This is a genomic window from Pseudomonas sp. ICMP 3272, from assembly GCF_001466905.1.
GTDB lineage: Bacteria > Pseudomonadota > Gammaproteobacteria > Pseudomonadales > Pseudomonadaceae > Aquipseudomonas > Aquipseudomonas amygdali.
The window spans coordinates 40864-64319 of the sequence record NZ_LKEK01000041.1 but is presented as its reverse complement, the minus strand read 5'-3'; the positions used below and the strand labels follow the sequence as shown (position 1 = coordinate 64319).

18 protein-coding genes and 1 tRNA gene are annotated in these 23456 nt (G+C 56.8%); 6 read left to right on the top strand and 13 right to left on the bottom strand.

Annotated elements, in window-relative coordinates; translation table 11 throughout:
- The first annotated feature begins 61 nt into the window (after positions 1-61).
- Both AO068_RS07975 and AO068_RS07970 read left to right on the top strand, forming a co-directional pair.
- On the top strand, positions 62-754 hold the full coding sequence (locus AO068_RS07975; RefSeq protein ID WP_058408070.1) for a TPM domain-containing protein: 693 nt from the start codon (positions 62-64) through the stop codon (positions 752-754).
- Positions 755-780: 26 nt separating this feature from the next.
- Entirely contained in the window at positions 781-1398 is a 618-nt protein-coding gene (locus tag AO068_RS07970) for a TPM domain-containing protein (protein WP_004664032.1), read from the top strand.
- A gap of 57 nt (positions 1399-1455) precedes the next feature.
- Here the strand turns inward: AO068_RS07970 and AO068_RS07965 are convergent, their stop codons facing one another.
- Both AO068_RS07965 and AO068_RS07960 read right to left on the bottom strand, forming a co-directional pair.
- Entirely contained in the window at positions 1456-2472 is a 1017-nt protein-coding gene (locus AO068_RS07965; RefSeq protein WP_058408069.1) for an alpha-xenorhabdolysin family binary toxin subunit B, read from the bottom strand.
- Positions 2469-3689, bottom strand: a complete 1221-nt coding sequence (locus AO068_RS07960) for an alpha-xenorhabdolysin family binary toxin subunit A (protein ID WP_058408068.1) — start codon at positions 3687-3689, stop codon at positions 2469-2471. Before AO068_RS07960 ends, AO068_RS07965 begins: the two co-directional genes overlap by 4 nt.
- A gap of 295 nt (positions 3690-3984) precedes the next feature.
- On the opposite strand from AO068_RS07960, the gene AO068_RS07955 reads away from it, so the two are divergent.
- From AO068_RS07955 to AO068_RS07940, 4 genes are all read left to right on the top strand, one after another.
- Positions 3985-5205 (top strand): class I SAM-dependent methyltransferase, encoded by a 1221-nt coding sequence (locus AO068_RS07955; protein ID WP_058408067.1) that lies wholly within the window; start codon positions 3985-3987, stop codon positions 5203-5205.
- 151 nt (positions 5206-5356) lie between these two features.
- Positions 5357-6505 (top strand): L-threonine dehydrogenase, encoded by a 1149-nt coding sequence (gene yiaY, locus AO068_RS07950; RefSeq protein ID WP_058408066.1) that lies wholly within the window; start codon positions 5357-5359, stop codon positions 6503-6505.
- 24 nt (positions 6506-6529) lie between these two features.
- The gene (locus AO068_RS07945) at positions 6530-6976 is read left to right on the top strand and encodes a GNAT family N-acetyltransferase (RefSeq protein ID WP_058408065.1); all 447 of its coding nucleotides are present in this window, start codon (positions 6530-6532) and stop codon (positions 6974-6976) included.
- A 123-nt stretch (positions 6977-7099) separates the two neighbouring features.
- Positions 7100-8347: a polysaccharide lyase family 1 protein gene (locus AO068_RS07940; RefSeq protein ID WP_058408064.1), complete on the top strand. Its 1248-nt coding sequence runs from the start codon at positions 7100-7102 to the stop codon at positions 8345-8347.
- Here AO068_RS07940 and AO068_RS07935 read toward each other — a convergent pair.
- From AO068_RS07935 to uca, 11 genes are all read right to left on the bottom strand, one after another.
- Positions 8339-9691, bottom strand: coding sequence for a Fic family protein (locus AO068_RS07935; protein WP_058400794.1), 1353 nt, complete (start codon positions 9689-9691; stop codon positions 8339-8341). The genes AO068_RS07940 and AO068_RS07935 overlap by 9 nt on opposite strands.
- Positions 9692-9841: 150 nt before the next feature.
- Positions 9842-10282, bottom strand: coding sequence for a YqaA family protein (locus AO068_RS07930; protein WP_058400795.1), 441 nt, complete (start codon positions 10280-10282; stop codon positions 9842-9844).
- A gap of 9 nt (positions 10283-10291) precedes the next feature.
- Entirely contained in the window at positions 10292-11170 is an 879-nt protein-coding gene (locus AO068_RS07925; protein ID WP_058408063.1) for a nickel/cobalt efflux protein RcnA, read from the bottom strand.
- A gap of 8 nt (positions 11171-11178) precedes the next feature.
- Positions 11179-11472 (bottom strand): metal-sensing transcriptional repressor, encoded by a 294-nt coding sequence (locus tag AO068_RS07920; RefSeq protein WP_058408062.1) that lies wholly within the window; start codon positions 11470-11472, stop codon positions 11179-11181.
- Positions 11473-11990: 518 nt separating this feature from the next.
- Positions 11991-12064, bottom strand: a tRNA-Gly gene (locus AO068_RS07915).
- Positions 12065-12220: 156 nt separating this feature from the next.
- Positions 12221-13102 (bottom strand): alpha/beta fold hydrolase, encoded by an 882-nt coding sequence (locus tag AO068_RS07910; protein ID WP_057402904.1) that lies wholly within the window; start codon positions 13100-13102, stop codon positions 12221-12223.
- A gap of 297 nt (positions 13103-13399) precedes the next feature.
- Complete coding sequence (locus AO068_RS07905) at positions 13400-14092, bottom strand: pseudouridine synthase (RefSeq protein WP_058400800.1); 693 nt, start codon at positions 14090-14092, stop codon at positions 13400-13402.
- Between the two features lie 35 nt (positions 14093-14127).
- A complete protein-coding gene (locus tag AO068_RS07900) occupies positions 14128-14352 on the bottom strand; it encodes a cysteine-rich CWC family protein (RefSeq protein ID WP_057402902.1) in 225 nt (74 codons plus the stop codon).
- Between the two features lie 56 nt (positions 14353-14408).
- Positions 14409-17723 (bottom strand): dermonecrotic toxin domain-containing protein, encoded by a 3315-nt coding sequence (locus tag AO068_RS07895; RefSeq protein ID WP_058408061.1) that lies wholly within the window; start codon positions 17721-17723, stop codon positions 14409-14411.
- 142 nt (positions 17724-17865) lie between these two features.
- A complete protein-coding gene (gene atzF / locus AO068_RS07890) occupies positions 17866-19680 on the bottom strand; it encodes an allophanate hydrolase (RefSeq protein ID WP_058408060.1) in 1815 nt (604 codons plus the stop codon).
- Between the two features lie 35 nt (positions 19681-19715).
- A complete protein-coding gene (gene uca, locus AO068_RS07885) occupies positions 19716-23408 on the bottom strand; it encodes an urea carboxylase (protein ID WP_058408059.1) in 3693 nt (1230 codons plus the stop codon).
- Positions 23409-23456: the final 48 nt, after the last annotated feature.

Below are 23456 nucleotides of genomic sequence, written 5' to 3'. Positions count from 1 at the left end.
GTCGTTTCAATAGATTCAAAAAAGCACCGGAGGTCTGATTTTGAAGTCTGTTTCACAATGGATGTTGTACGTGGTGATGCTATTGGGAGGTGGGTTGCGTGCCGAGGCGGAGCCAACCGCGCTGGTTTTTCCGCCAATGACCGGCAGTGTGGTCGATGCTGCACAAATGCTCGACAGCCAGACCACGGTTCGTCTGGCCAGACTTCTGCGTGCCCATGAGCAGGCTACCGGTGAGCGCGTGGTAGTGGTCACCCTGGCCGATCTGCAGGGTACGAGCATCGAAGAGTTCGGTGCCCGACTCGGCGATGCCTGGAGCCTTGGGCCGCATGGCGAAGACGACAGCGTTCTGCTGGTGGTTTACCGTGACAAGCGCAAAGTATTTATGGAAGTCGGTGCTGCCCTGAAGGATCGTCTCAATGACGCCCAGGCCTCCTTGATCATGGATATGTTGATGACGCCCGAGTTTGACGACAATCGTTTTGCGGTCGGCATCGAGCGCGGCACACGGGCGGTTATTGCGGCTTTGGGCGGTCAGATACCGGATTATCCCGAACCGACGAGACAGATGTCCGAATATGAAGAGCAGACCAATGACGATCAGGTCTGGCTGATCGCGATTGTTCTGACCCTTATCGTGCTGGGCATCGTGATCATCAGTATCAAACGCGGTGCCGTTGCCCGGCCCGCACGTGACAGGGCCGCTGACCGCAATGGTGGTCGCTTTGGCGGTGGCGGGGCTTCGGGCAACTGGTAGCCGATCGATTGGTCAATGAGGGAAGCATGGCGTTATTGAACAGAGATGAACAGCGGCAGGTCGCCGAAGCGATTGATCGCGTCGAGCAGCGCACCGATGCCGAACTGGTTACGGTACTGGCTGCTCGTGCCGACGACTACGCGTACATGCCGCTGATCTGGGCCGGGTTGATCGGCCTGCTGCTGCCGGGCACGGTCAATTACTGCGTTCAGTGGTTGAGCGCGGACGAACTGATGCTGGCGCAAATGAGTACGTTCATTGTTGTGGCGCTGGTCTGCCGCGTTTCGAACGTGTCGGCCTTGCTGGTGCCGCTTTCGGTTCGGCGCTGGAGAGCCGGAAATCTGGCACGTCGGCAGTTTCTTGAACAAAACCTGCACAAGACCCATGACGGAACCGGCATTCTGGTTTTTGTCAGTGAGGCCGAACGGTATGTCGAAATTCTGGTTGATCATGGCATTGCCAGTCGTCTGCATGACGATACCTGGAAGGCGATGGTCGACGTATTTACCCAGCAGGTCAGAGACGGGCAGACCTTGCAGGGGTTTCTCGGCTGTATCCATGCCTGTGGCGAGTTGCTTGCCGATCACGTTCCAGTGACGCACGGCAGGAATGAGCTGCCGAATCGGCTGGTGGTGTTGGGGTAACGGCAAAAAGCAGATGTCGATTTTATCGACATCTGCCTTGCTTGAAAATCGTGCGGGTCAGACGATACGTTTTACGTCATAAAACGATTTTATGTAGGTCTTCAGTTGTTCGACATGCTGGCTGATCAACGCCGAAGCATCACTTGGCGATGTTATCTGATCCAGAAAATGATAGAGCGATTGATAAACCTTTTTCGCTTCTTGTACCCAAAGTGCTTTGCTCTGAGCGACGGCAGCGAGCCCTGTCAATTCGTCGAGTTTTTCCTTGATTACCTTTGTTTCCTGGGTAGACAGACGGGAGTCGTCGAGCAGGGCGTTATAGCGCGATCTTAGCCTGTCGCGCTCTCGAGTAAGATCAAGATAAGTCAGGGCGCTGCTGATCTTGTCGAGTAGTTTTTCGAGTCTGGCAATCCCTGCGGAGACCAGCGCAAGTTCTGGCGATGGTGTGATGATGAGCTGTAGCTCCTCCGGGGTAGGCAGTAGTTCCTTGAACAGGTCGGCAATGTTGTACTTTTCAAGCGTACTGATCGTTGCGTCAAGCAGGCGTCGGTCTTCAGCGATTAGAGCCATTGCGCTTTCTAAAGTGGCTGATCGTTGGGTGATGCTGTCGATCTGTTGCTGGAGTGTTTCCAGCAAACGATTGCTTTCCAGCGTCAGGTTGATCTGCGCCATATTATCGTTGTGCTCGGCAATGGCCGCCGCGCTGCGGCGTACCGCAGCTGTGATATTCGATACCTGCCGAATGCGCTGCCCGTTCAGCAGGTTGATCGCTTGTTGTTTCTGTTTGTCGCTGAGCGTTGCGTCGACCTCAATCAGTTGTTGTTTCTGATCGATCGGTTTCAGGTTTACAGTATTCAACTGCACGGTGATATTGGCCAGTTCCTGGCGATAGGCCTTGTCTGCGCTAATCAATGCGTCTTGAAGCGGCAGCATTTTTTCTTTCATGGCCGGCAGAAAGTTCAGCTTCAAACTGCTCACCTGCGCAAGAATATTCTGGCGGGCGGCTGTCATGACTTCGTTGTCAGGAGGGGTGAGGACCAACGGCTCACTCAGGGTTTCAGTGCTCATGATCATTGTCCTCTCTTGCCGGATTGCTGTTCGCGTTGAAACTGATCCAGTGCACTATCAAATATCTTGAGTAGCTGATTCGCCATGCCTCTTATTTCCCGCCAAGGTGTGACTACGCCTTGAAACTGCATAGCGAAAATCATCAGCGCCTGATCAGTCGTGATCGCTGAAAGTTCACTGGCAGAACGGTCGATATACGCCGCCAGCATGGTCCAGAGGTCTTTCAAATGGGTGGCGCTCTGGTGAGCGTCCATCATGCGAATATTCATGTCTTCAAACAGTATTTGCAGGCTGCGCACGGCGGCTGCCAAAGGAGATTTTTCTTCGAGTTTTTGAACTTTCTGGTTCTTGGAAGCCACCATTCGATTTTTTTCTTTTCGGATTTCCTCCGCTTGGGCGCCAAAAATGCCCCCCGTGATAGCGACCCCGATGGGCCCGCCGAAAAGACCCCAGGCAATATTATAAAGGGCGGTTTTATACTCGTTGTTTTTCTGCTCGATTTCCGTCGTCAGTTGTTCGATATCTTTTTCCAGGCCCTGGATCTGCTGGTCCAGATCAGAACAATTTGCCAGTTTCACCTTGTCATTGATGCCGGGAATGAGCTGGACGCTCAGGACGGTGCTGAACGTATCGATGTGGTCCGCCAGGGTTTGCGCAGCGTGCTGATGGTTTTTTATTTGTGACGCCGTTTTCTTCAGAAACTCTGCCAGCGTGATACACACCCTCTGATCGGTTTCACCCAGTGGTACCGGCTCAGTGTTACGGACCTCTTCGATGTTTAAATCGGCAACGGTCAGGTCCAGTTGTCTGGCAAAATCCATTTTTTCGATGTAGTTGATGATCTGTTCGCCCTGTCTCGAGAATTGGGTGGCAAACAATTCAATGGCGAACCCGCTGCGTTTGATGCCATCCTCGATACTGAGCCAGCTCTTGCCATGATTATTGATTGCCTGGTAAGTCACCAGCATATCTTTAGGCTCAAGCCCGGGAATGTAACTTCTTGTAAAACCCAATTGCTGTTCGACACGAGTAAGCGAAGTGGGAATGTTCAGGGCGTGACGCTCGTAACGCTTAAGACTGAGGATGTCTTCCCTGGTCAGAATAAGTGCCGCGCTCCGGCCTCCGTTTTTTTCATCATCGAGTATGACGCTCAAGTACTCTACGGGTTTTAAAGTAACCCGTGCGATATCTTCGTTTTCCAAGAGTGCTGCTTGACTCAACATACTGCACGTTCCTTGTACAAGTTATTCTGTTAGAGCAAAAAGCTCCAAGAGTGAGATCTGATTGTCTGTCATCAGTGAGGGCGACTATAAAGGTGTTTTTGCGCGGTACAAGTAATGGCTCGTGATTTTCGTCGTGATTGTTTTACAGGTTATGTGTGTTTCGCTTTGGTGTGTAGGTCCGTGCAAACAGTGTGTGTAGTCTTTGAAAAATAGAGGTGCCCTTGACGCGTCGACGCGCCTAAAATGCCGGTCTGATTTTTCGAGTCCCGGCCGGGACGTTTGAGGCACATTTTCAATGTCAGTCATTACCCCCACGTCATCCAACACTGCGACCGATCACCGCGCGCAGTTTCTCGGCCTGCTGGACACCAGCCTGTCGCAAAACTCGCTGATCAAGCTGGTGCTGGCCAAATACGTGGGCAGCGAGGCCGAATTACAGCGGGTCATCATTAAACCGCTGACCGTCAAGGAACAGCCATGCCTTACCTTTGTGTATCGCTACAAGACCCGCGATATCACCAAGAATTTCCCGCTTGCAGAAGCTGTGGGCGTTATTGCCAGCCTGATACCTGAATCGTTCAAAAACGCGCATCTGCTGTCGCTGACCGACGAGGTGCAGCTGGAATTCAGCAAGAAGGGCAAGACCACGCTGTTCAAAAGCAAGGCTCAGCAGGAGCGTGAAGCTCCTTCGGCCGGGCATGATCGTGAGAAAAAACGCTATCTGGAGCTGAGCCGCCCGTTCCTGGCCGACTTGGGTGTCACCAATCGGCAGCATGAACTGATCCCTGCGATGTCGCGCAAGTGGAAGCAGATCAACAAGTTCATCGAAGTGTTTTCCCATGCCTTGAGTTCATCGCCACTCAAGCTCGATCAACCGATCAAGGTGGCAGACTTCGGCTCAGGCAAGGGCTACCTGACCTTCGCGATCCATGACTACCTGTGCAATACCTTGCAGGCGCAAGGCCAGGTGACCGGTGTCGAGCTGCGTGAGGACATGGTCACCTTGTGCAACAACGCTGCGGCGGGTCTTGAACACCCCGGCCTGACGTTCCAGCACGGCGATGTGCGTACTGTCGCGCCCAGCGCGCTGGATGTGATGATCGCGCTGCATGCCTGTGACATCGCAACCGACTACGCCATTCATATGGGCATTCGCTCCGGCGCCTCGATCATCATGTGCTCGCCGTGCTGCCACAAACAGATTCGCCTGCAGATCCAGAGTCCGGCCTTGCTGAAACCGATGTTGCAATACGGACTGCATATGGGCCAGCAGGCAGAAATGGTCACGGACAGCCTGCGTGCCTTGTTGCTGGAAGCGTGCGGTTACGAAACCAAGGTCTTTGAGTTCATCTCTCTGGAGCACACCAACAAGAACAAGATGATCCTGGCGGTCAAGCGCGCCGAATCGGTCAACCCTGACCTGTTGATCGCGCGTATCCAGGAACTGAAGACGTTTTACGGCATCAGCGAGCAGTGCCTTGAAACGCTGCTGAGGGCGGACGGCTTCATCGGCTGAAATAGCCACCCTGCACACGTAGGACCGAAGAATCTTCGACCAACGGTCTGCTATCGGGCTGCTTCGTTGCGCCAGGTCAATGGTTGTACCTCGCACACGGCGGATGCTTGAGCTATCACCCAAGCATCCGAGCTACCCACGAGGGTCCGTTATGATCAGCACCTTTTTCATCCCCGCAGTGAACATCATCGGCACTGGCTGCATTGATGAAGCCATGCTCGCCATTCGCAAATACGGATTTCTCAAGGCGTTGATCGTGACCGACGCAGGGCTGGCCAAGGCCGGGGTGGCCAGTCAGGTCGCGGGGCTGTTGGTGGAGCAGGGCATCGACTCGGTGGTGTATGACGGTGCCAGACCCAATCCGACCATCGCCAACGTCGAGAACGGTCTGGCCTTGCTGCGGGAACGCCAGTGCGATTTCGTGATTTCTCTGGGCGGCGGTTCACCTCATGACTGCGCCAAGGGAATTGCCCTGTGCGCCAGTAACTGTGGGCATATCAGTGATTATGAAGGCGTCGACCGTTCGGCAAAACCCCAGTTGCCGCTGATTGCGATCAACACCACCGCCGGAACCGCCAGCGAAATGACCCGCTTCTGCATCATCACCGACGAAGCGCGCCACGTAAAAATGGCCATCATTGACCGTAACGTGACGCCACTGTTATCCGTAAACGACCCGAACATGATGATTGCCATGCCCAAGTCACTGACCGCCGCCACCGGTATGGATGCCTTGACTCACGCGATAGAGGCCTATGTCTCGACGGCTGCCACTCCGATCACGGATGCCTGCGCGTTGCAGGCCATGGCACTGATTGCCAACAATCTGCGCGACGCCTTCACCAATGGAGCGAACATTACTGCGCGCGAGAACATGGCCTACGCACAGTTTCTGGCCGGCATGGCGTTCAACAACGCATCATTGGGCTATGTACACGCCATGGCGCATCAACTGGGCGGCTTCTATGATTTGCCGCACGGTGTGTGCAACGCCGTATTGCTGCCTCATGTTCAGCGTTTCAATGCGAGCGTCAGCGCTGCGCGGCTGACTGATGTTGCACATGCGATGGGCTGCAATATTCGTGGTCTTTCTCCGCAAGAAGGCGCTCAGGCGGCAATCGAGGCCATTCGCGCACTGTCGGCTGCCGTGGACATCCCGGCGGGGCTGGCGGTGCTTGGCGTCAAGGAAGAGGATTTTCCGATCCTGGCCACCAATGCCCTGAAAGATGCGTGCGGTCTGACCAATCCGCGTCGTGCCGATCTTGAGCAGATTCAGGAGATATTTCGTCAGGCAATGTGATCAACCGCAACAGACAGGCTAAAAATGGCAACGCTCTTACCCTACACATTTTCGGCCCGGAATATCTGTCTGGATATTTTCGACAGCAACGTACCGCGTTACTTTGATCCTGCGGAGCGCGAGCAATTTGCAAGCTTCCTGCTGGCACCGTTGGGTCATTACTTCGTTGTCGAGCGTGATGGCGATGTTCTGGCTTGCGGGGGATACCTCGTGCTGTCAGACCCGTCAGTGGCCGAGCTTACATGGGGCATGGTCCACAGTGAGCAACACGGTAGCGGCCTGGGCAGGTTTCTGACCCAGGCGAGACTTGATGTCGTAAGGTCATTACCGGGCGTTACCCGTTCCCACATCGATACCAGCCAGCACGTTCAGGGCTTCTACTTGAATCTGGGGTTTGTCGTGACCTCTGTCGAAGTGGACGGGCATGGTCCTGGAATCGACAGTATCAGAATGGAGCTGGCGTTTTCGTGAGTGATGCTCGCGGCTGAACAGAGCCTGACGAAGGCTACAGAATACGAGTAAGGCAGGCCGCTCTGCGTTTAGCATTCAGACTGTTTTCGCGACCCTTCGCGAATGGGACTGGAAGTTCAACAAATGAGGCTTTTGGGTGCTCTTTTGCAATGCGTTTCTGCTGTGTTCCTGATGCTGTCGGGGGCGCAATACCTGGAGGCAGCGGACTTGCCTGAAGGTTTTGCCAAAGGGGTTACGGGGGGCGGAGCCGCCGCGGCAGTACACCCTTCGACACTTGATCAGCTTCGGTCTGCACTGTGCGCGTCTTACGACTCGCGCGGTGCCTGTACCGATGAAACTCCGCGGGTCATTGTGCTGGAGCACCTGTTCGATTTTCGCGGGAGTCTCGTTGCAAAAGGCAGCGCCGAAACCACCGAACCGGGTTGCATGGTCAAACAGTGTCCGCATGGCGGCGAGCAGCTTGCACTCAATGGTCCCAACAACTTCTGCCAATCCAGGCCACCGGTCATGGTGACCTACGACAATGCAGGGCTGAAGCCACTGAAAGTCGGATCGAACAAGACCCTGATAGGCGTGGGCAAAAAGGCTGGTATCCAAGGTGCGGGGCTGTTCATCGGTGACGGCGCACATAACGTGATTGTCCGTAACCTGACGCTCTCAGACATCAACCCGAGTGTCGTATGGGGCGGAGATGCGCTCACTCTGAACAAGGCCGATGGCGTGTGGATTGACCACAACACCTTCGCGCGTATCGGCAGACAAATGATCGTGACAGGCTGGGGCACTGCTTCACACGTCACCATTTCCAGCAATGAATTCGACGGTCGCACGCCTTACTCGTCGACCTGCGATGGTCATCATTACTGGGTCTGGCTGTTCCTCGGCAGTCAGGACACGCTGACGCTGTCGAAAAACTACATACACGACGCTTCGGGAAGAGCGCCGCATTCCGGAGGCATGAATAATGCGCAAGTCCGCGCTCAACTGGTCAATAACGTTTTTCAGCGCATGACCTACCAGGGCGCAATCATGTCGCGGACTTCATCCTCACAGTTGCTGGTGGAAGGGAATGATTTTGAAAACGTAGCTCATCCACTGTTCAACGACACGGATCAGCCGGGTACCGCGTTTGCTTTGTTTGGTCCGGGTCCAGCTGGCGCAAATGATGTATGTATGGGTGTTATTGGAAGAGCGTGTGTGGCGAATCAGCAACAGATGAGTGGCGATGACTATCGTCCTCAGGACACATCTGTGCTGGAGGCTTTCAGGGATTATCGGCAGTTTCTGGTGGTGCCGGTTTCGGCGCAAGAGGCCAGGGCGCGCGTACCGGAAGACGCAGGCGTGGGGAAGGTAGGTGTTGGTTTACGATGATGATTTCAATAGTTGAGTCGTATCGATCATCGAATAAACCGACTCACTGCCGGTCTTCATTTTGTGAAACAGTTTCAGGTCCACCAAACCATTCAGTACAGTTGCCGCTGTATTGTAAGCACACCCCAGCTTGTTTTTGACATCGGTCACGGTGAAAGACTTTATGTCTGATGAGTTGGCCACGTTGAAGATGATTCGTTGTTTGTCGGACAGCTTCGTGTACAGCCCCGACTCGTAAAGGAACGCGTTGAAGCGATCAATTGCAGCCACGTTCGCTTCGTGATTTCTCATAAACTCTTTGATGGCCCGCGCAATGACCTGGCACTGATAGTCGATGAAGTACGTCAGGTCCATGTCATCCGTTTCGGTGTACAGGTAGCTTTTTCCATACTTGATCGGAGCGATTTTCAGAAGCGTGCTGATGGCGATATACCTGAATCCGCCAAAACCACATTTGAACAGGTACCAATAAAATAACGACCTGGCGACTCGACCGTTGCCATCGTGAAACGGGTGCTCATAACCAATCACGAAATGGAGGATGACTGCTTTTATCAGCGGATGAATGTAGGTTGGACTGTCCAGGTCCGAGTGCTCGCTATTCGCCCACGCAATAACCGACAGAAGCCGTTTCTGAATGCCTTGAGCGGGCGGTGGCTGATGAACAATGTTTCCGTTTCCATCCTCGACAACAACGTCATCCACTGACCGTAATTCGCCTGGACAATAACGCTCGTCTTCTATCCCTTCGACACCCACCTGATGCAGGTCGGTTATCAGCTCAAGCGACAGTTCCTGGTCCCGGCATTCCCACGCATGTTGCATCATCCGGAAATTACCGATGATCATCTTTTCGTCGGGAGTCCGGGCGCTACGCTTTCTTTTCAGCAACTCCTTTGCTGCTTTGGTAGTCGTTGCAGCCCCCTCAAGCTGGCTGCTGCTGATCGCCTCGTCTTCGACCAGATCGTTAAGCAGGTACGTCAGTTGCCTGGACTCTCCAATTCTGGAGCACATCCATTCCAGCGCCGCTGTGGTCGTATTCTGGTCACCGGCAGAGACAGCCATTTGCATTGCAGGCGTATAGAGAAAGCCGCAGGGCCGAGATGGTTCACCCAGAGATATGGCCGTGACTAGCTGGCGATTTCTGGCTTGCCTGACGACCGACCAGGCCAGAGCTGCATCCAGCGATTTAGGAAATCTGAAACGCAGTTTATCGAAATGCAGATAACGTCCCTGCGCATCGAAGGGCTGCGCAAGCTCAAGGTAGGCGTCTGCCTGATCGGCGTGATCGCTGATAATCATGGCGAACGGATTCTGGATGAGCGCAGGCGGCGACTTGACCATGATTTCAAATTTCCAGGAATTTGAGATGGAGAGTACGGAGGTTGGGGTTTTATTTCAATTTTTTGCAAAATTGAAATAAGTATCAAAGCGAAACCGGGCACTCTATCTGGAGTGTCTACCCACTATTCGAGCCGCCACCGCCGATCACCTCTATACCGCCCACCCCAGCGTGATCGCTGTCAGCGTCAAATAGCGTAAAGCTTTTGCAAAAGTGACGACGAGAAGAAAGCTCCAAAGCGGTTCGCGCATGACACCGGCGATCATGGTGATCGGGTCACCGATGATGGGCACCCAACTGAGCAGCAATGCCCAGCGTCCATGGTGCCTGTAAATAATTTGCGCTTTGTCGAGGTGTCGCTCGCTGATGGGGAACCAGCGCTTGTGCCGAAAGCGTTCAATCGAGCGCCCTAGATACCAGTTCACGACCGACCCCAGAACATTGCCCGTCGTTGCCGTCACCAAAAGAAGAGTCGTCGCGTAGCGTTCCGAAAGGAGCATACCGGCCAGCATTGCTTCAGACTGCAGCGGCAGAAGCGTTGCGGCACCAAATGCCACGGCAAAGAGGCCCAGATAGCTGGTCAGCTCGAACACGATGTCATCTCACGAATACAATCCGTTCCAGCCGTGGACACCCACGTACACGCCGACGCAAATGATCAACACGCTGGAAAGATACGGAGCTCGTCGGGCAGCTGCATTGAGCCAGGGAAAACGGCTTGATGCTTTGCGAGCGCCGATAGCGGCAGCGGCTCCGACAGTCACCAAAGTGATTGCCAAACCAATGCTGAAACAAAGCACCATCGCGGCCCCCAGCGTGACTTGCTTCACTTGCAGGCACAGCAGCAAAACAGTGATTGCGGCTGGGCAAGGGATGAGCCCGCCGGTCAAACCGAACATCAGAATCTGACCGTTGCTGACCTCTCGGTGGGTGAACCGCTTGCGAATGTCTTCGGCATGGGCCTTCTCATGAGCATCCTGATAGCCCTCGGCAGCCAGCGTGAATCTTTGCGGATTGCCGTGATCATGGCTATGGCCGTGCTGGTGTTCCAGGTCATGGTCATGGCTTTGGTGGTGTATTTCGTGGTCGTGGTGATCGCTGTGGGCACCGTTTTCTTCTTCGAATTTAAACAGCTGCTCGCCACGCCATGTGCGCCACAGCATCCACAGCGCGATGGCGATGATCAGCGCTGAGGACGCAAGTTGAAAGTAGGGCTCGGTCGTTTCGGCATCCAGGCCCTGACCCAAATACATGCCGCCGATGGCGACCAACCAGACAACAGCGGTATGGGAAAGCGTTGCCGCCAGCGCGAGCATGACAGCCTGCTTCACCGATCCCCGAATGGCCACGATGAATGCCGCCATCATGGTTTTGGAGTGCCCCGGCTCCAGGCCGTGCAATGCCCCTAAAAGGACGGCGCTGGGGAAGTACAGCCAGGCGTTGGCACCGCCTCGCTGCAATAAATCGGCAAAGTCGGGCATGTGAGGCCTTACAGGTATTTAGTGATTTGCTTGAAGGCTTCAAGTGGCGCTCGCTCGCCTTTGGCAAGAGCCCCCATGGTGTTTTCAAGGCAGTGATCGATATGATCCTGGATCAGCGTGCGTTTCGCCTGACATATCGCTTTCTCGACGGCATGAAGCTGTTGAGCAATGTTCACGCATTCGCGGCCGTCTTCGATCATGGTGATGATGCTTCGCAAGTGGCCGTCTGCACGCTTGAGACGTTTGATGATCGCCTCGTGTGACTGGTGCGTATGGTCATACGGATGTTCGTGCTCACTCATCGCTTGAGCCTGTTGGGTGAATGATCCAGGCTGACACCTTATCCTCCCCGGGGGGATAAGGTCAAAGGTGTTGCGCCTGACGTTACTATTTGGTTGATTGAGGATGGGACTGGCGGGGTGTTGGTTACCCTCAGGCCCCTCTGAACTTGATGGCTTGGGTGCAACGGATAGTGGCCTGTTAACGCTCGCAGGTCATCTTCAAAAAACTGTCAGGTAGTTGATTTCAGTTTCCAGGGTTCTGACGCTTGAGCTGGCGCGAGCACGTGCTTCCTGCCAAGTCGTTAGCATGTACCCAAGCTTGGTAAGTCGTCATTCCAGACGCTGCGTACTATCGCTTTTTCGGCGGTCAGGTGGCTGGAACGCGTTGATGTATGGATATCAGTCTGACTGAAGATAGAGGCGATACTGAACATGAGCAGCTATGCGAAGAAGCGTAGATCCCGCTCGGACAGCGGTAGAGGTTGTCACGCTACGTGCCATTCGGAGATTTGAGGAGAATTAACGTGTCAGGAGAGAAATGGAGCGGGTAGAGGGAATCGAACCCTCAACTAAAGCTTGGGAAGCTTTCGTTTTACCACTAAACTATACCCGCTCTGGGACCTGCTCTGAGCGGCTGACTTTGTACCAGAACCCTGCCTTTATTTGAAGCGCTAATTTCACCGCGCAGCGATTCCCTCCTGATCACACCCTCGCACACCCCCCGCCAGCTGCACATGCGTGTGGGCTGACGGAGAGGCGTTGACGTGTTTCAGAAGGCGAAAGCATGGTGGCCCTGAACCCGGTTGTAGACGCTGGATGACGCTTGTGCCGGTTGCAGGAAGTTCATGAGCGCCTGTTTCGAGTCGCGGCAGGCGGCCTTGTGTTCCATGTCCAGAAAGTGGCCTGTGGCTTCGATGGTGCTGAAGCTGCAGTTCTGCAGGTATCGGGAGAACTGCGCGGCGTCGTTCGCGGAGGTGTACTCGTCCCAGGCGCCATTGATGAACAGTACCGGTGCCTTGATGCGCTTTCCTGCTGTCAGGTAATTGTCCGGGTCAAGCTCGAGTACCTGACTGAAGTGATAGTGCATCTGGTCATATTCATGACCGTCCAGGCTGCTGACGTGGCGATAGTTGACGCGCTTGAACAGCGACGGCAGGTGTTTGCCGATAGTGTTGTTGATCAGATGCCCCATGTCGTAACGGCTATGTGCGCCGAGGTAGTCAAGGCCTTTGTCCAGGTACTCGCGCATGGCACCGTTGATAACCGGTGAGAACGAGCTGATGACCGCGCTTTCGATGCGTCTTGGTTGATGCGCCAGCGCAACCAGCGTAGCTGCGCCGCCCCAGGAGAAGGACAGAACGTGCTCGGCGTTGAAATGGTCGATCAGTTCCAGCAACAGCTGACCTTCCTCTTCCCGGGTCAGCGGTGCGCCGTGCACGTTGTGTGGCTTGGACCTGCCCGAGTAAGGCTGGTCATAGAGCACCACGTTGAATGTGGGGTAAAGGTTGCGGACGGTCTGAGCAAATGACGCGGTGGTGGCCAGTGAGCCGTTGACCAGAATGATGGTCTTTGCGGCGGCATCGGTGTGATAGAACTCGGTATAAACCCGAAACTGTCCTTGTATGTCCAGCACTGCTTTTTCTGGCGACATAGGTGTAACTCCTGGCGTAAACAGGTAAGCGTGCACATGACGTTGCACGAGTTTCGTGACAGGCAGGCGATAGCCGATTAAAGGCCCATGTCGATCCGATAAGCTGTTCGACAGGTATTGTTATTGGCGGGCAATGTGTCGCGAGCCAGCGGCTCGATACGACAAAGTGTTTCTTGGAATAATGGATTGACTCATCAGTCGCATAAGGACTGACAATCCCAGTCAAGCAGTCGATCCGTTAACCCGCAAGTGTCATTCGTACCTTGTTTGCGTAATCCGCCAAACGGTTGTGACTTTTCAGAACAGGCTGATTTCCGTAGCGTGCAACGCGCGGTAGCTGCCGGGTGCCAAGGCTGAGTCCAGCGCCAGCTCGCCAATATTCTCCCGGTGCAGGCGCAGCACTTTGTTATCGAAGTGACCGAACATCCGTTTCACCTGGTGATAGCGACCTTCCACAATAGTCAGGCGTGCGCTACGTGGCCCCAGCAGGGTTAATTGCGCCGGTTGCGTGGTGATGTTCTCAAATGAAAAATACATTCCAGCAGCGAATGTGGCCGCGTAGCGTTCGTCGATCGGTTGTTCGGTCTCGACGTAATACACTTTGGGCATTTTTGTCTGCGGCTGGGTGAGGCGTCGTGACCATTGACCATCGTTGGTAATCAGCATCAGGCCAGTGGTGTTGAAGTCCAGCCGCCCGGCGATATGCAGCTCGTGTCTGTCAGGCTCGTCCAGCAAGTCGAGGACTGTCGGGTGCTGTGTATCAACTGTCGCGCTGACGCAGCCTTCAGGTTTGTGCAGCATGAAATAGCGGGCAGTTTTGCCGGCTTGCAGTATTTCCCCGTCGAGTGCTACGCAACTGAACTCACGGACTTCGTGGTGCGGGTCGCTGGTTGTTTGCCCGTCTACTTGCACCCGCCCGCTGGCCAGCGCCAGGCGCACGCTTTTGCGATTGAGGCTTGGCAGGTTACTAAGGAAGCGATCAAGACGCATGGCGATAGTGGCTGGCAGGGGATGGGGGGCGCATCTTACTCGTTGATCCGGTCGGCAGGCTGGCCGGATGCGGCCTCCTGGATTCCGGCGCAACGCGGACACAGACACGCCTTGTCGCGAATGTCCGCAGGCAAGGCTTCAAGCAAAGCAGGGTCGATGCTTTCCGAAAAGCACCAGCAGGCCTGGTCTGCCGTACGCGGGTCAGCCAGGCTGCACTGGTTGCTGAAACCGCACAGAGGGCAAAGGCGTGTGTCGTTCATGGCGATTGTCTTGCTCGATGATCGGGGCAGTTGGTTCAGGCGCTTCTGCCAATTGGCTATGTTGCAGGGGGATGATAAACCGGTGCGCGGCGCAACAGTGCAGATATTGCTGCGCATCGGCAGTGCACCAGCAACACCCTGTCGTAATGAATGCCCTGTGTCGACAGGCTGTGGAACAGGTCGCTCAACGAAGGGGGCGCCTTGCCGAAGCGGTTGCGTACCGTCAGTACATCCATTGGCGTTGGCGGTAACCAGCCCTTGAGGGGCGATGCGTTCGAGTTGCCTACCACCCGTGCAATATCGTCATAGGTTTCGTAACTGGCTGTCTGGAACTTGGACAGGCTGTAGTTCTTCAGCCTGCCAGGCAACGACGTGCCCGCGAGTATCTTGTCAGTCATCAACAATGGCTCATGCGCGGCTACTGAATACATCAGGATATTTTCCTTTGTATTGGAAATGGCAAACGGCCGGGCATTCTTGTTGACGATACGGTGCAATTTGGGGTCGACCAATTCATAACCATGCGGCGCATAGGTGCGGATCTCCGTGCCGTTGGGGATCTTCACTGTCGTAGCCCACGGCGTGTAGTACCCGTGGGTGCTGACCACCAGTGTCCGCGCCTGACCTCTGTCCGACGTCCAGAGCAGGAAACGACGGCCCAGCTTCCAGGCATGAACCGGCAACAAAGCGGGCGATACTATGCCAGTGATAGTCCAGCGTTTTAGCAGGGCGTCGGTATGAAAGAATTTTTCCAGTCGTGTCTGGCGCGGTTTTAATGGCCGCGCGCCTAAACGGCTGGAGCCTCGTGAGCCACCGGACAACGCTAAAGACGCCCCCGCTGTATGAGCGGCAGGTTTGACTATTTTGGTCAGTGTGCGCAGTAGTCTCGGTGTCTGCGGCCCAAGCTGTAACAAGCCCAGCGATAATGTTGCCAGCAGCGCCTGATTCTTTTCTGCGTAACGACTGCCCGGCAAATTCGCGGAGGCAACGCTCAGTGCAGTAAGGCCGACATCCGCTGCCAGCGACGCTAAAAACGCCGGTGTCAGCAACAGAGACATGGGCACCAGCAAACGCTGTAAATGGTGTAGACGGTCTGTCCAGTACGCCAGCGAAACCTGTTCGCAGGTCACGATCTGCTCCTGTGCATCAGCCAGCGAATTCTGTTTCATGAGTTGATGCAGATAATCGAACGGCGAGCCCTCCAGTTTTTTTTCACACAATGAGTGGTGCAGGGCTTTTCGAGTGTCAGGGTTGTACAGTGCATCCGTCCACGGGCGCAGTATGGAGACGGGCGGGCCTGGTGCCTGAACGCCGGCCCATAGCTTGAACAGGTAGTGCAGACGTTGGTGGTGGCGCACGGGAACGTAGCGCATCACGGCTTCACGCCAGTCCGGTTGGGCGGTCTTCAGGTTCAGATAGCGTTCAAGTGCATCGTCGTCCGAAAACTCGATAAAGGCTTCGGGATACCCAGGCTGATAGAGCACCTTCGGTTTACCGGGTTGCTCAAGTATCAACAGCCCGGTGTATTGATATTCCATGCCGTCGATCAGCGAGCCTTGAACGAAGAAGCCAAGTACCAGCCAGTGATTGGGCGCAGAAGGGGCGAGCGCTTCAACGACTTGATCGAAACCGCTGCGTTTGAGGCTACCGCGCTTCAGGCTGATCAGCGCCTGATGGATAAAGGCTGATTTGAGTGCCTGTTCGATGGCTTCTTTTTGTTGTCCCCAGAACGCTTGAATACGTGTGGTCATCCAGCTCAGGAAATCGAATGCCTTGATATAGTCTTCAAGTGCCTGCGGCGTGATCGCCAAACTCTGGCCCTGAGCGCGTACGCCCTGGCCGGTGGTGTCGAGAAAGACCTCTGTAATACCGTCGTGATCAATATAGCCCTCGGGATAATCGACCCTGTAGTTGATCACCAGCGCTTCGCTCAGGCTGATCGGTTTTTCATCGGGCGTATGAACATGCGTGGCTGGATTGCGGGCTCCGCCCAGCGGGCTGATCGAGTTACCGGGTAGATAGGCGATGAACACGTGGTCAGGGTTGAGCGTCAGACCGTGATGTTCCAGCAGATAAGTCGCCATGATTTGTGCAGCCATTCTGGAGGCCGAGGGGATGTGTTCCAGAAGAGCAGGGTTGGTCTGCCAGAGGTCTACCGCCCCGGCCAGCTTGAGGCTGCGCGATACCGTCTTGAGCAGGTCGATGTTCTGGCTGTTGAGCTGTGTCTCGGCGAATGATGCCTGGGTCAGTTCGGTAAAAACGTCTTCTGCGAGCAGCGGCGCGCTGGCAACGATGCCTGCGCCCTGATCAAGCGCATGCAAGGCGTAGCCATAGAGCTTTGAGGCATTCAGGGCCGCCAGCAGCCTGTTGGTCATCTGGTCCGGATCATCGCTGATGTATTCGATGACGTTGCCCTTGGCACTCAGTATGTGAATGAAACAATGGGAGGTGGTTTTCGACCTGACCTGAAAAATGCCCGGTACCGTTTCGCCGTTGAGTGACAAGATTCGAACCTCGGATTTCTCACCGCGACCGCTCTGTTCCAGTGTCGCTACGTCAGCAGGGAAATCGCTGAGCCCCAGGGCGTCCAGCGTCAGGAAATAGCCGTCGCGGCTGATGTGCCCGTGGAAGAACCGGTGAGCCAGCGCATCCAGAAAACCCAACCGCGACAAGGTGCGGCAGGTGACTGTATGCCGTGTCCTGAAAGCCTCCAGAGCCATGCTGTAGTCTCGATCCAGCGGTGTCTCGCTGATCCACTTGAGCACCTGCCTTGCGCTCAGTAACGGGGTTTCCTCGGACAAGGGCGTGTCGATGATTTCACTGCGATACAGCGCCACGAACTGTTCCGGATCGAAGATCGCCAACGCCACGTTGGTCAGCGACAGGGCAATGCTGTAACGCTCATGCCCCTCGTCGTTCAGTGCGGGCAGGGTCTGCGTGCTGAACGTTATCCGCAGCGTGTCCGGGTCCAGCGTCTTGCCGGTCTTTTGTTCGAGCAGCATGATGAGTTGTTGGCGGACATAGTGTTTTCGAGTCGGCGGGAAGTCCATATCCAGCTGGCAGGCTTCAAGGAGCAAGGCCGAGTTGGCGATCAGCTCGAAGCCCGGGCTTTTGCGCAGTGCGTCGAGCGTGCGCTCGATGCGTGTGGTCGTATTTCGCGTCGCTTGCGTATCGTGCTTCTCGGCCAGCGGCGGCAGTGGCTGTTCACGGGATGGAAACCGGAGCGCAGGCAGGGTAAAGGGCGCCGAGGCATTGAGCGTATCGTGTCGGTTGTGACTGTACTCTGGCAGCAGAACGCTTGGCTGTTCCAGCAGAAACGATGAGGCGTGAAAGAGGGTGTCCTGGCGAAGCGGACTCCAGATGTGGTTCATGACGGCTGGTCGAAGTGAGTGGATGCGCACTATGTCGGCAAGGCCATCCGAACATGACATAACTATGTAGTAGTGGCAGAGCCTTCTAGGCAACAGAGCCGTTTCAGACAGGGCGGCATGTCAGAGCATGCCGCCTTTTCGCTTACATCTGTTGCAAGTGGGCACGCCAGCCGCCGAGATGGCTGATGTCGCGAGCACCTGTCAGGCCGTAGGCTTCACAGATAAACCCGGTCTCCCAGCGACCATCGGCCAGTTGCACCTTACCCAGGCCCAACGGTGCCGGAATGCCGGTCAGAAACGAACCCAGCTCGACACTGGGCAACTCCCAGACTTCCACCTCAATGGCCACACCGTCTTCGGCCACCCGTACCATGCCTGGACGAAATGGCGGGCCACCGGCCAGCGCGAACAACTTATAGTCGGCTGAGCTGTGTGTGGACTCCAGCAAGCGGGCACCGCGTCGCTTGAGCTGCCAGTTCAACGCCAGTCCGTTCAGATGCGCGCCGCAGACCACCAACCGGGCCATATCGTTACCTGCTGCGGTCTTCGGCGCGGGCAATCGAGATGCTTCACCGCCGATCAAAGGCAAGTCGGTGTGCCGCTGGAAAGCATCGGCCAGGCTGAGCAGGTATTGATCGGTGAATGCCCGTCCGAACAACGTAATGCCCCACGGCAGGCCGTTGCTCATGAATGCGCTGGGCACGGCGATAGCGGCGTAGTCGAGCAGGTTGACGAAGTTCGTGTAATAGCCCAGCTCAGAATTGCGCAGCACCGGCTCCGCAGCCAGTTCTGCTGACGTTACCGGGCGGCCGATGCTCGGCGTTACCACACAATCCAGCCCTTCAAGCGCCCGATCGCAAATCGCCTTGAGCGCCTGCAAACGGTATTGCGCGCGAAACGTATCGACCCCGCTGACCTGGGGTGCTTTGGCCAGCACGTCGCGAATCACTGGTAATACCGCGTCGGGATGCTCTTCCATTAATTGTCCGGCTACGCTGTAGCGCTCTGCCACCCACGGGCCCTCATACAGCAGCCGCGCAGCTTCGAGAAACGGCGACAGGTCTACGGTGACAGCTTCGCCGCCCAGCGCAGTGAGATGGGCGATGGCCGCGCTGAACAGCCTCGGTCCTTCGGTACAACCAAAGAATTCCAGATCTTCAGCGCGCGGTACGCCGAAGCGAAACGGCCGAGGTGCGCCGAAAGCCGAAACGTCATTCCACTGCGGGTTGCGTCGGCTGTATTCATCGTGCGGATCAAGCGTGGCAACCAGCCCCAGCAACTGGCTGGCCTCCCTTGCTGTGGCAGTAAAGATCGACACGCAATCCTGCGTACGGCAAGCAGGTACGACACCAGCGGTGGAAATCAGCCCCTTGCTGGCTTTCAGCCCCACCAGATTGTTCAACGCTGCGGGCACACGGCCCGACCCCGCCGTGTCGGTGCCCAGCGAAAAGCTACTGACCCCCAGCGCGACGGCCAGTGACGAGCCGGAACTTGAGCCGCCGGACGGGTACTCTTTCAAGACACTGTTAGGGCAGGCGCCATAGGGCGAGCGGCTGCCATTCAGGCCGGTGGCGAACTGGTCCAGATTGGTCTTGCCCATGGGCACCGCCCCCAGCGCGATCAATTGCTCGACGATGGTCGCCGAGCGCTCTGGGGTGTAGGCGTACGCCGGGCAGGCAGCGGTGGTCGCAATGGCGGCCAGATCAATGTTGTCCTTGATCGCGAAGGGCACGCCATACAGTGGCAGGCTTTGAACATCGCGATTTTCCAGCGCGGCCAGATAAGGCTCCAGTTCAGCCGGGCTGAGCAGGTGAATGAACAGGTGATAATCCGCGTTGAGCGTTGCGGCTTTTTCCCGTAGCGCCAGAATCAGCTGGCGTGGGGAAATCTGGCCGGACAGGTAGGCAGTGCGTACAGTATCCAGGCGCAGGTCATTGGGCAGTGCTGTGTCGTTCATGACGCGATTCCATTGAAAGTGAAAAATTGATGGGTTCAGTCTGCTGCCAGCACCACCACCCGTTGCCCTGCGCGTACTGCCGAGCCGGGTTGCACCCGGACTTCCTGCACCACTCCTGCGACCGGCGCGAGCAGGGGGATTTCCATTTTCATGGACTCCAGAATCACCAGCACATCACCCGCTTCGACACGCTCGCCGGGTTGCACCTGGACCTGCCAGAGATTGCCTGCGATATGGCTGTCGACGCCTTGCTGACCTGTTTGCAGAGGCAGTTCTTCGGTGTTTGGGGCGACGCCTTCATCGCTCTGGAAGTCGGCCTGGCCGTTGGCGATCCAGCGTTCGCGTTCGGCGTTGAACGCGGACTGTTGCTGAGCACGGAATGCCGTGATGCCTTCGGCTTCGCGGGTCAGGAAGGCCTGGTAGTCAGCCATGTTCAAGGTGCTGTGTTCGATGTTCAGATCGAAGCGGCCCAGCGGGAAATCGCGACGGATGCGTAGCAATTCGTCGGCGCTGACCGGGTAGAAGCGGATCTGGTCGAAAAAGCGCAGCAGCCATGGCTTGCCCTCGAAGGCGGCAACGGCGCGGTAGCGATTCCACATCTGCAGCGTGCGTCCGACGAATTGATAGCCGCCGGGGCCTTCCATGCCGTACACACACATGTAGGCGCCACCGATGCCGACCGAATTCTCGGCGGTCCAGGTGCGCGCCGGGTTGTACTTGGTGGTCACTAATCGATGACGCGGGTCCAGAGGCGTGGCGACCGGTGCGCCGAGGTACACATCGCCCAGCCCCATGACCAGATAACTGGCGTCGAACACCGTACGCTGCACCTCGTCAAGATTGGGCAGGTCGTTGATGCGCCGGATGAACTCCAGGTTGCTCGGGCACCACGGTGCGTCCTTGCGCACGGTGGTCATGTACTTCTCGATGGCCAGCTGACAGGCCGGGTCATCCCAGGACAAGGGCAGATGGACGATGCGCGACGCCACTTGCAGGTCTTTCGCTGCGCACACTGCGTCCCACTCTCCGGCGACGATGTCGAGCAATTGCCGGAGCGGCAGTTGTTCGGGGCGGTAATGGACTTGCAGCGAACGAATACCTGGCGTCAGGTCAATCACGCCCTCCAGTTGCTTGGCCTCCAGCGCCAGCATCAAGGCATGGCCGCGCAGGCGCAGCACCAGATCCAGCTCTGGCGCACCGATTTCCAGCAGCAGATGGGTATCGCCGGACAGGCGTGCGACCAGGCGTTTATCGTCCTGACCGATGTCGAGAATGATCGGGGAGGGCAGATCCTCTATGCGGACAACTTCGCTTTCACAGGAGTTTGCGGTGCCTTGTGGGAGTGAGCTTGCTCGCGAAGAGGTCGGTACAGCCGATGTATTTTCTGCGTGTGGAATATCGCTTTCGCGAGCAAGCTCGCTCCCACGTGGGTCCATCGTTGAATTCATCGCTGCATGACATGCCTCGACACTCACCGGATGAAACCGGACCTTGTCTCCAGCCTTCAACTGCCCCAGCTGCCACAAGTCCGCTTCGATAATGGTTACCGGGCACACGAACCCACCCAGGCTCGGTCCGTCCGGGCCGAGGATCACGGGCATATCGCCGGTGAAATCCACCGCGCCGATCGCATAGGGGTTGTCGTGAATATTGGACGGGTGCAGACCTGCCTCGCCACCGTCAGCGCGGACCCATTCGGGTTTCGGGCCGATCAGGCGCACGCCGGTACGGCTGGAGTTGAAATGCACTTCCCAGTCGGTTGCAAAAAACGTCTCGATGTATGCTTCAGTGAAGTATTCCGGCGCAGCATGAGGGCCGTAAATGACCCTTATCCGGCGAATGTCAGGCAGCGCTTCAAGTGCGTCATCGGCAATCCACTGGCCCGCGCTACGATCCAGCAACGGCGCAATGTGCAGCACATCACCGGCACGCAACGCCCGCCCGCCATGCCCGCCGAACTGACCGAGGGTAAAGGTGCTTTTGCTGCCCAGATAATCCGGCACGTCCAGCCCGCCACGCACGCACAGGTAGCTGCGTACGCCAGCACCGACAATGGTGCCCAGCGCAAGGGTCGAGCCTGCGCGCACCAGCAGCGCGGTGTTCATTGCGCAGGGTTCGCCATCGAGCGCGATCGGGATCTGCGCACCGGTTACTGCGATCACTGCATCGGTATTGAAGCGCAGCAACGGCCCGCTCATGGTGATTTCCAGTGCAGCGCATCCTTCGGCATTGCCCAGCAGGCCATTGCCCTGGCGCAACGCGCGGCTGTCCATCGGACCGGATGGCGGTACACCGACCGCCCAGTAGCCCAGTCGTCCCGGATAATCCTGAACGCTGGTTTGCGTGCCGCCGCTCAACACCTCGAACGTGTCAGCGTGATACACCAGACCTTCCAGGCAGCGGGTCCATGGCTGGCCGCTGGCGAACGGCGTGTCGGCAATAATCTGGCGCAGGTAGTCGCGATTGGTCTCGACCCCGTAAAGGCGCGTCTCGTTCAGCGCATCGATCAGCCCGGCGCTGGCCTGCTCGCGGGTCGGCGCCCAACTGATCAGCTTGGCGATCATCGGGTCAAAGTACGGCGGTATCTCGCAGCCCGCTTCAACCCAGGTGTCGATGCGCAGTGCATGGCCATCGGCAGGCGGAAAATTCACCGCCGTCAGCAGGCCGGGGCAGGGCTGGAAGTCACGGCCCGGATCTTCAGCATACAGCCGTGCCTGAATGGCATGGCCGGACCGTTTCAGGCCGGCTTGCAATTGCTCCAGCGGCGGCAGGTCTCCGGCAGCCAGTTGCACCATCCAGCTGACCAGATCGACACCCCACACCTGCTCGGTGACGCCGTGTTCGACCTGCAGACGTGTATTCACTTCCAGAAAGTAGAAGCGCTGATCCTCGCTGTCGAAGACGAATTCGACGGTGCCTGCGCTGCGGTAATTGACCGCTCTGGCGAGTTTGATGGCTGCCGCGCAAAGTTCCTCGGCCATGCCGTCGGGCAGGTTGGGGGCCGGGGTTTCTTCCAGCACTTTCTGGTTGCGGCGTTGCACCGAGCAGTCACGCACGCCCAGGGCCAGCACCTCGCCCTGACCGTCACCAAACACCTGCACTTCCAGATGGCGGGCACGCTGGATGTATTTCTCGATGAACACACCCGCGTCGCTGAAATTGTTCTGGCCAAGGCGCTTCACCGCCTCGAACGAGTCGGCCAGTTCTTCAGCGCTGCGGCACACTCGCATGCCGATCCCGCCACCGCCTGCCGTGCTCTTGAGCATGACCGGATAGCCGATGGTGCGGGCCGCAGCGATGGCTGATTCAAGGCTGTCGAGCAGTTCGGTGCCTTCGAGCATGGGCACGCCATGCTGTCTGGCCAGTGCGCGAGCAGTGTGCTTGAGGCCGAATACGCGCAGTTGCTCGGGCGTTGGCCCGACGAAGGCGATACCGGCGTCTTCGCAGGCTTGAGCGAACGCGGCGTTTTCGGAGAGGAACCCGTAGCCGGGATGAATGGCTTTGGCGCCGCTGGCTTTGGCAATAGCGAGGATCTTGTCCACCGCCAGATAGGTTCCGGCTGCGCCACCTTCGCCCAGGCTGTGGGCTTCGTCGGCCTGCATCAGGTGCAGGCTGGCAGCGTCGGCTTCGGAATACACCGCCACGCCCTTGACCTGCAAGGTACGCAGGGTCCGCAGGATGCGGCAGGCAATGGCGCCACGGTTGGCGATCAGCAGTTTGTCGAACATGGCATAACCCCGGAAACCCAGTCGCGCTCGGTTTCGTGATGGGAAGCG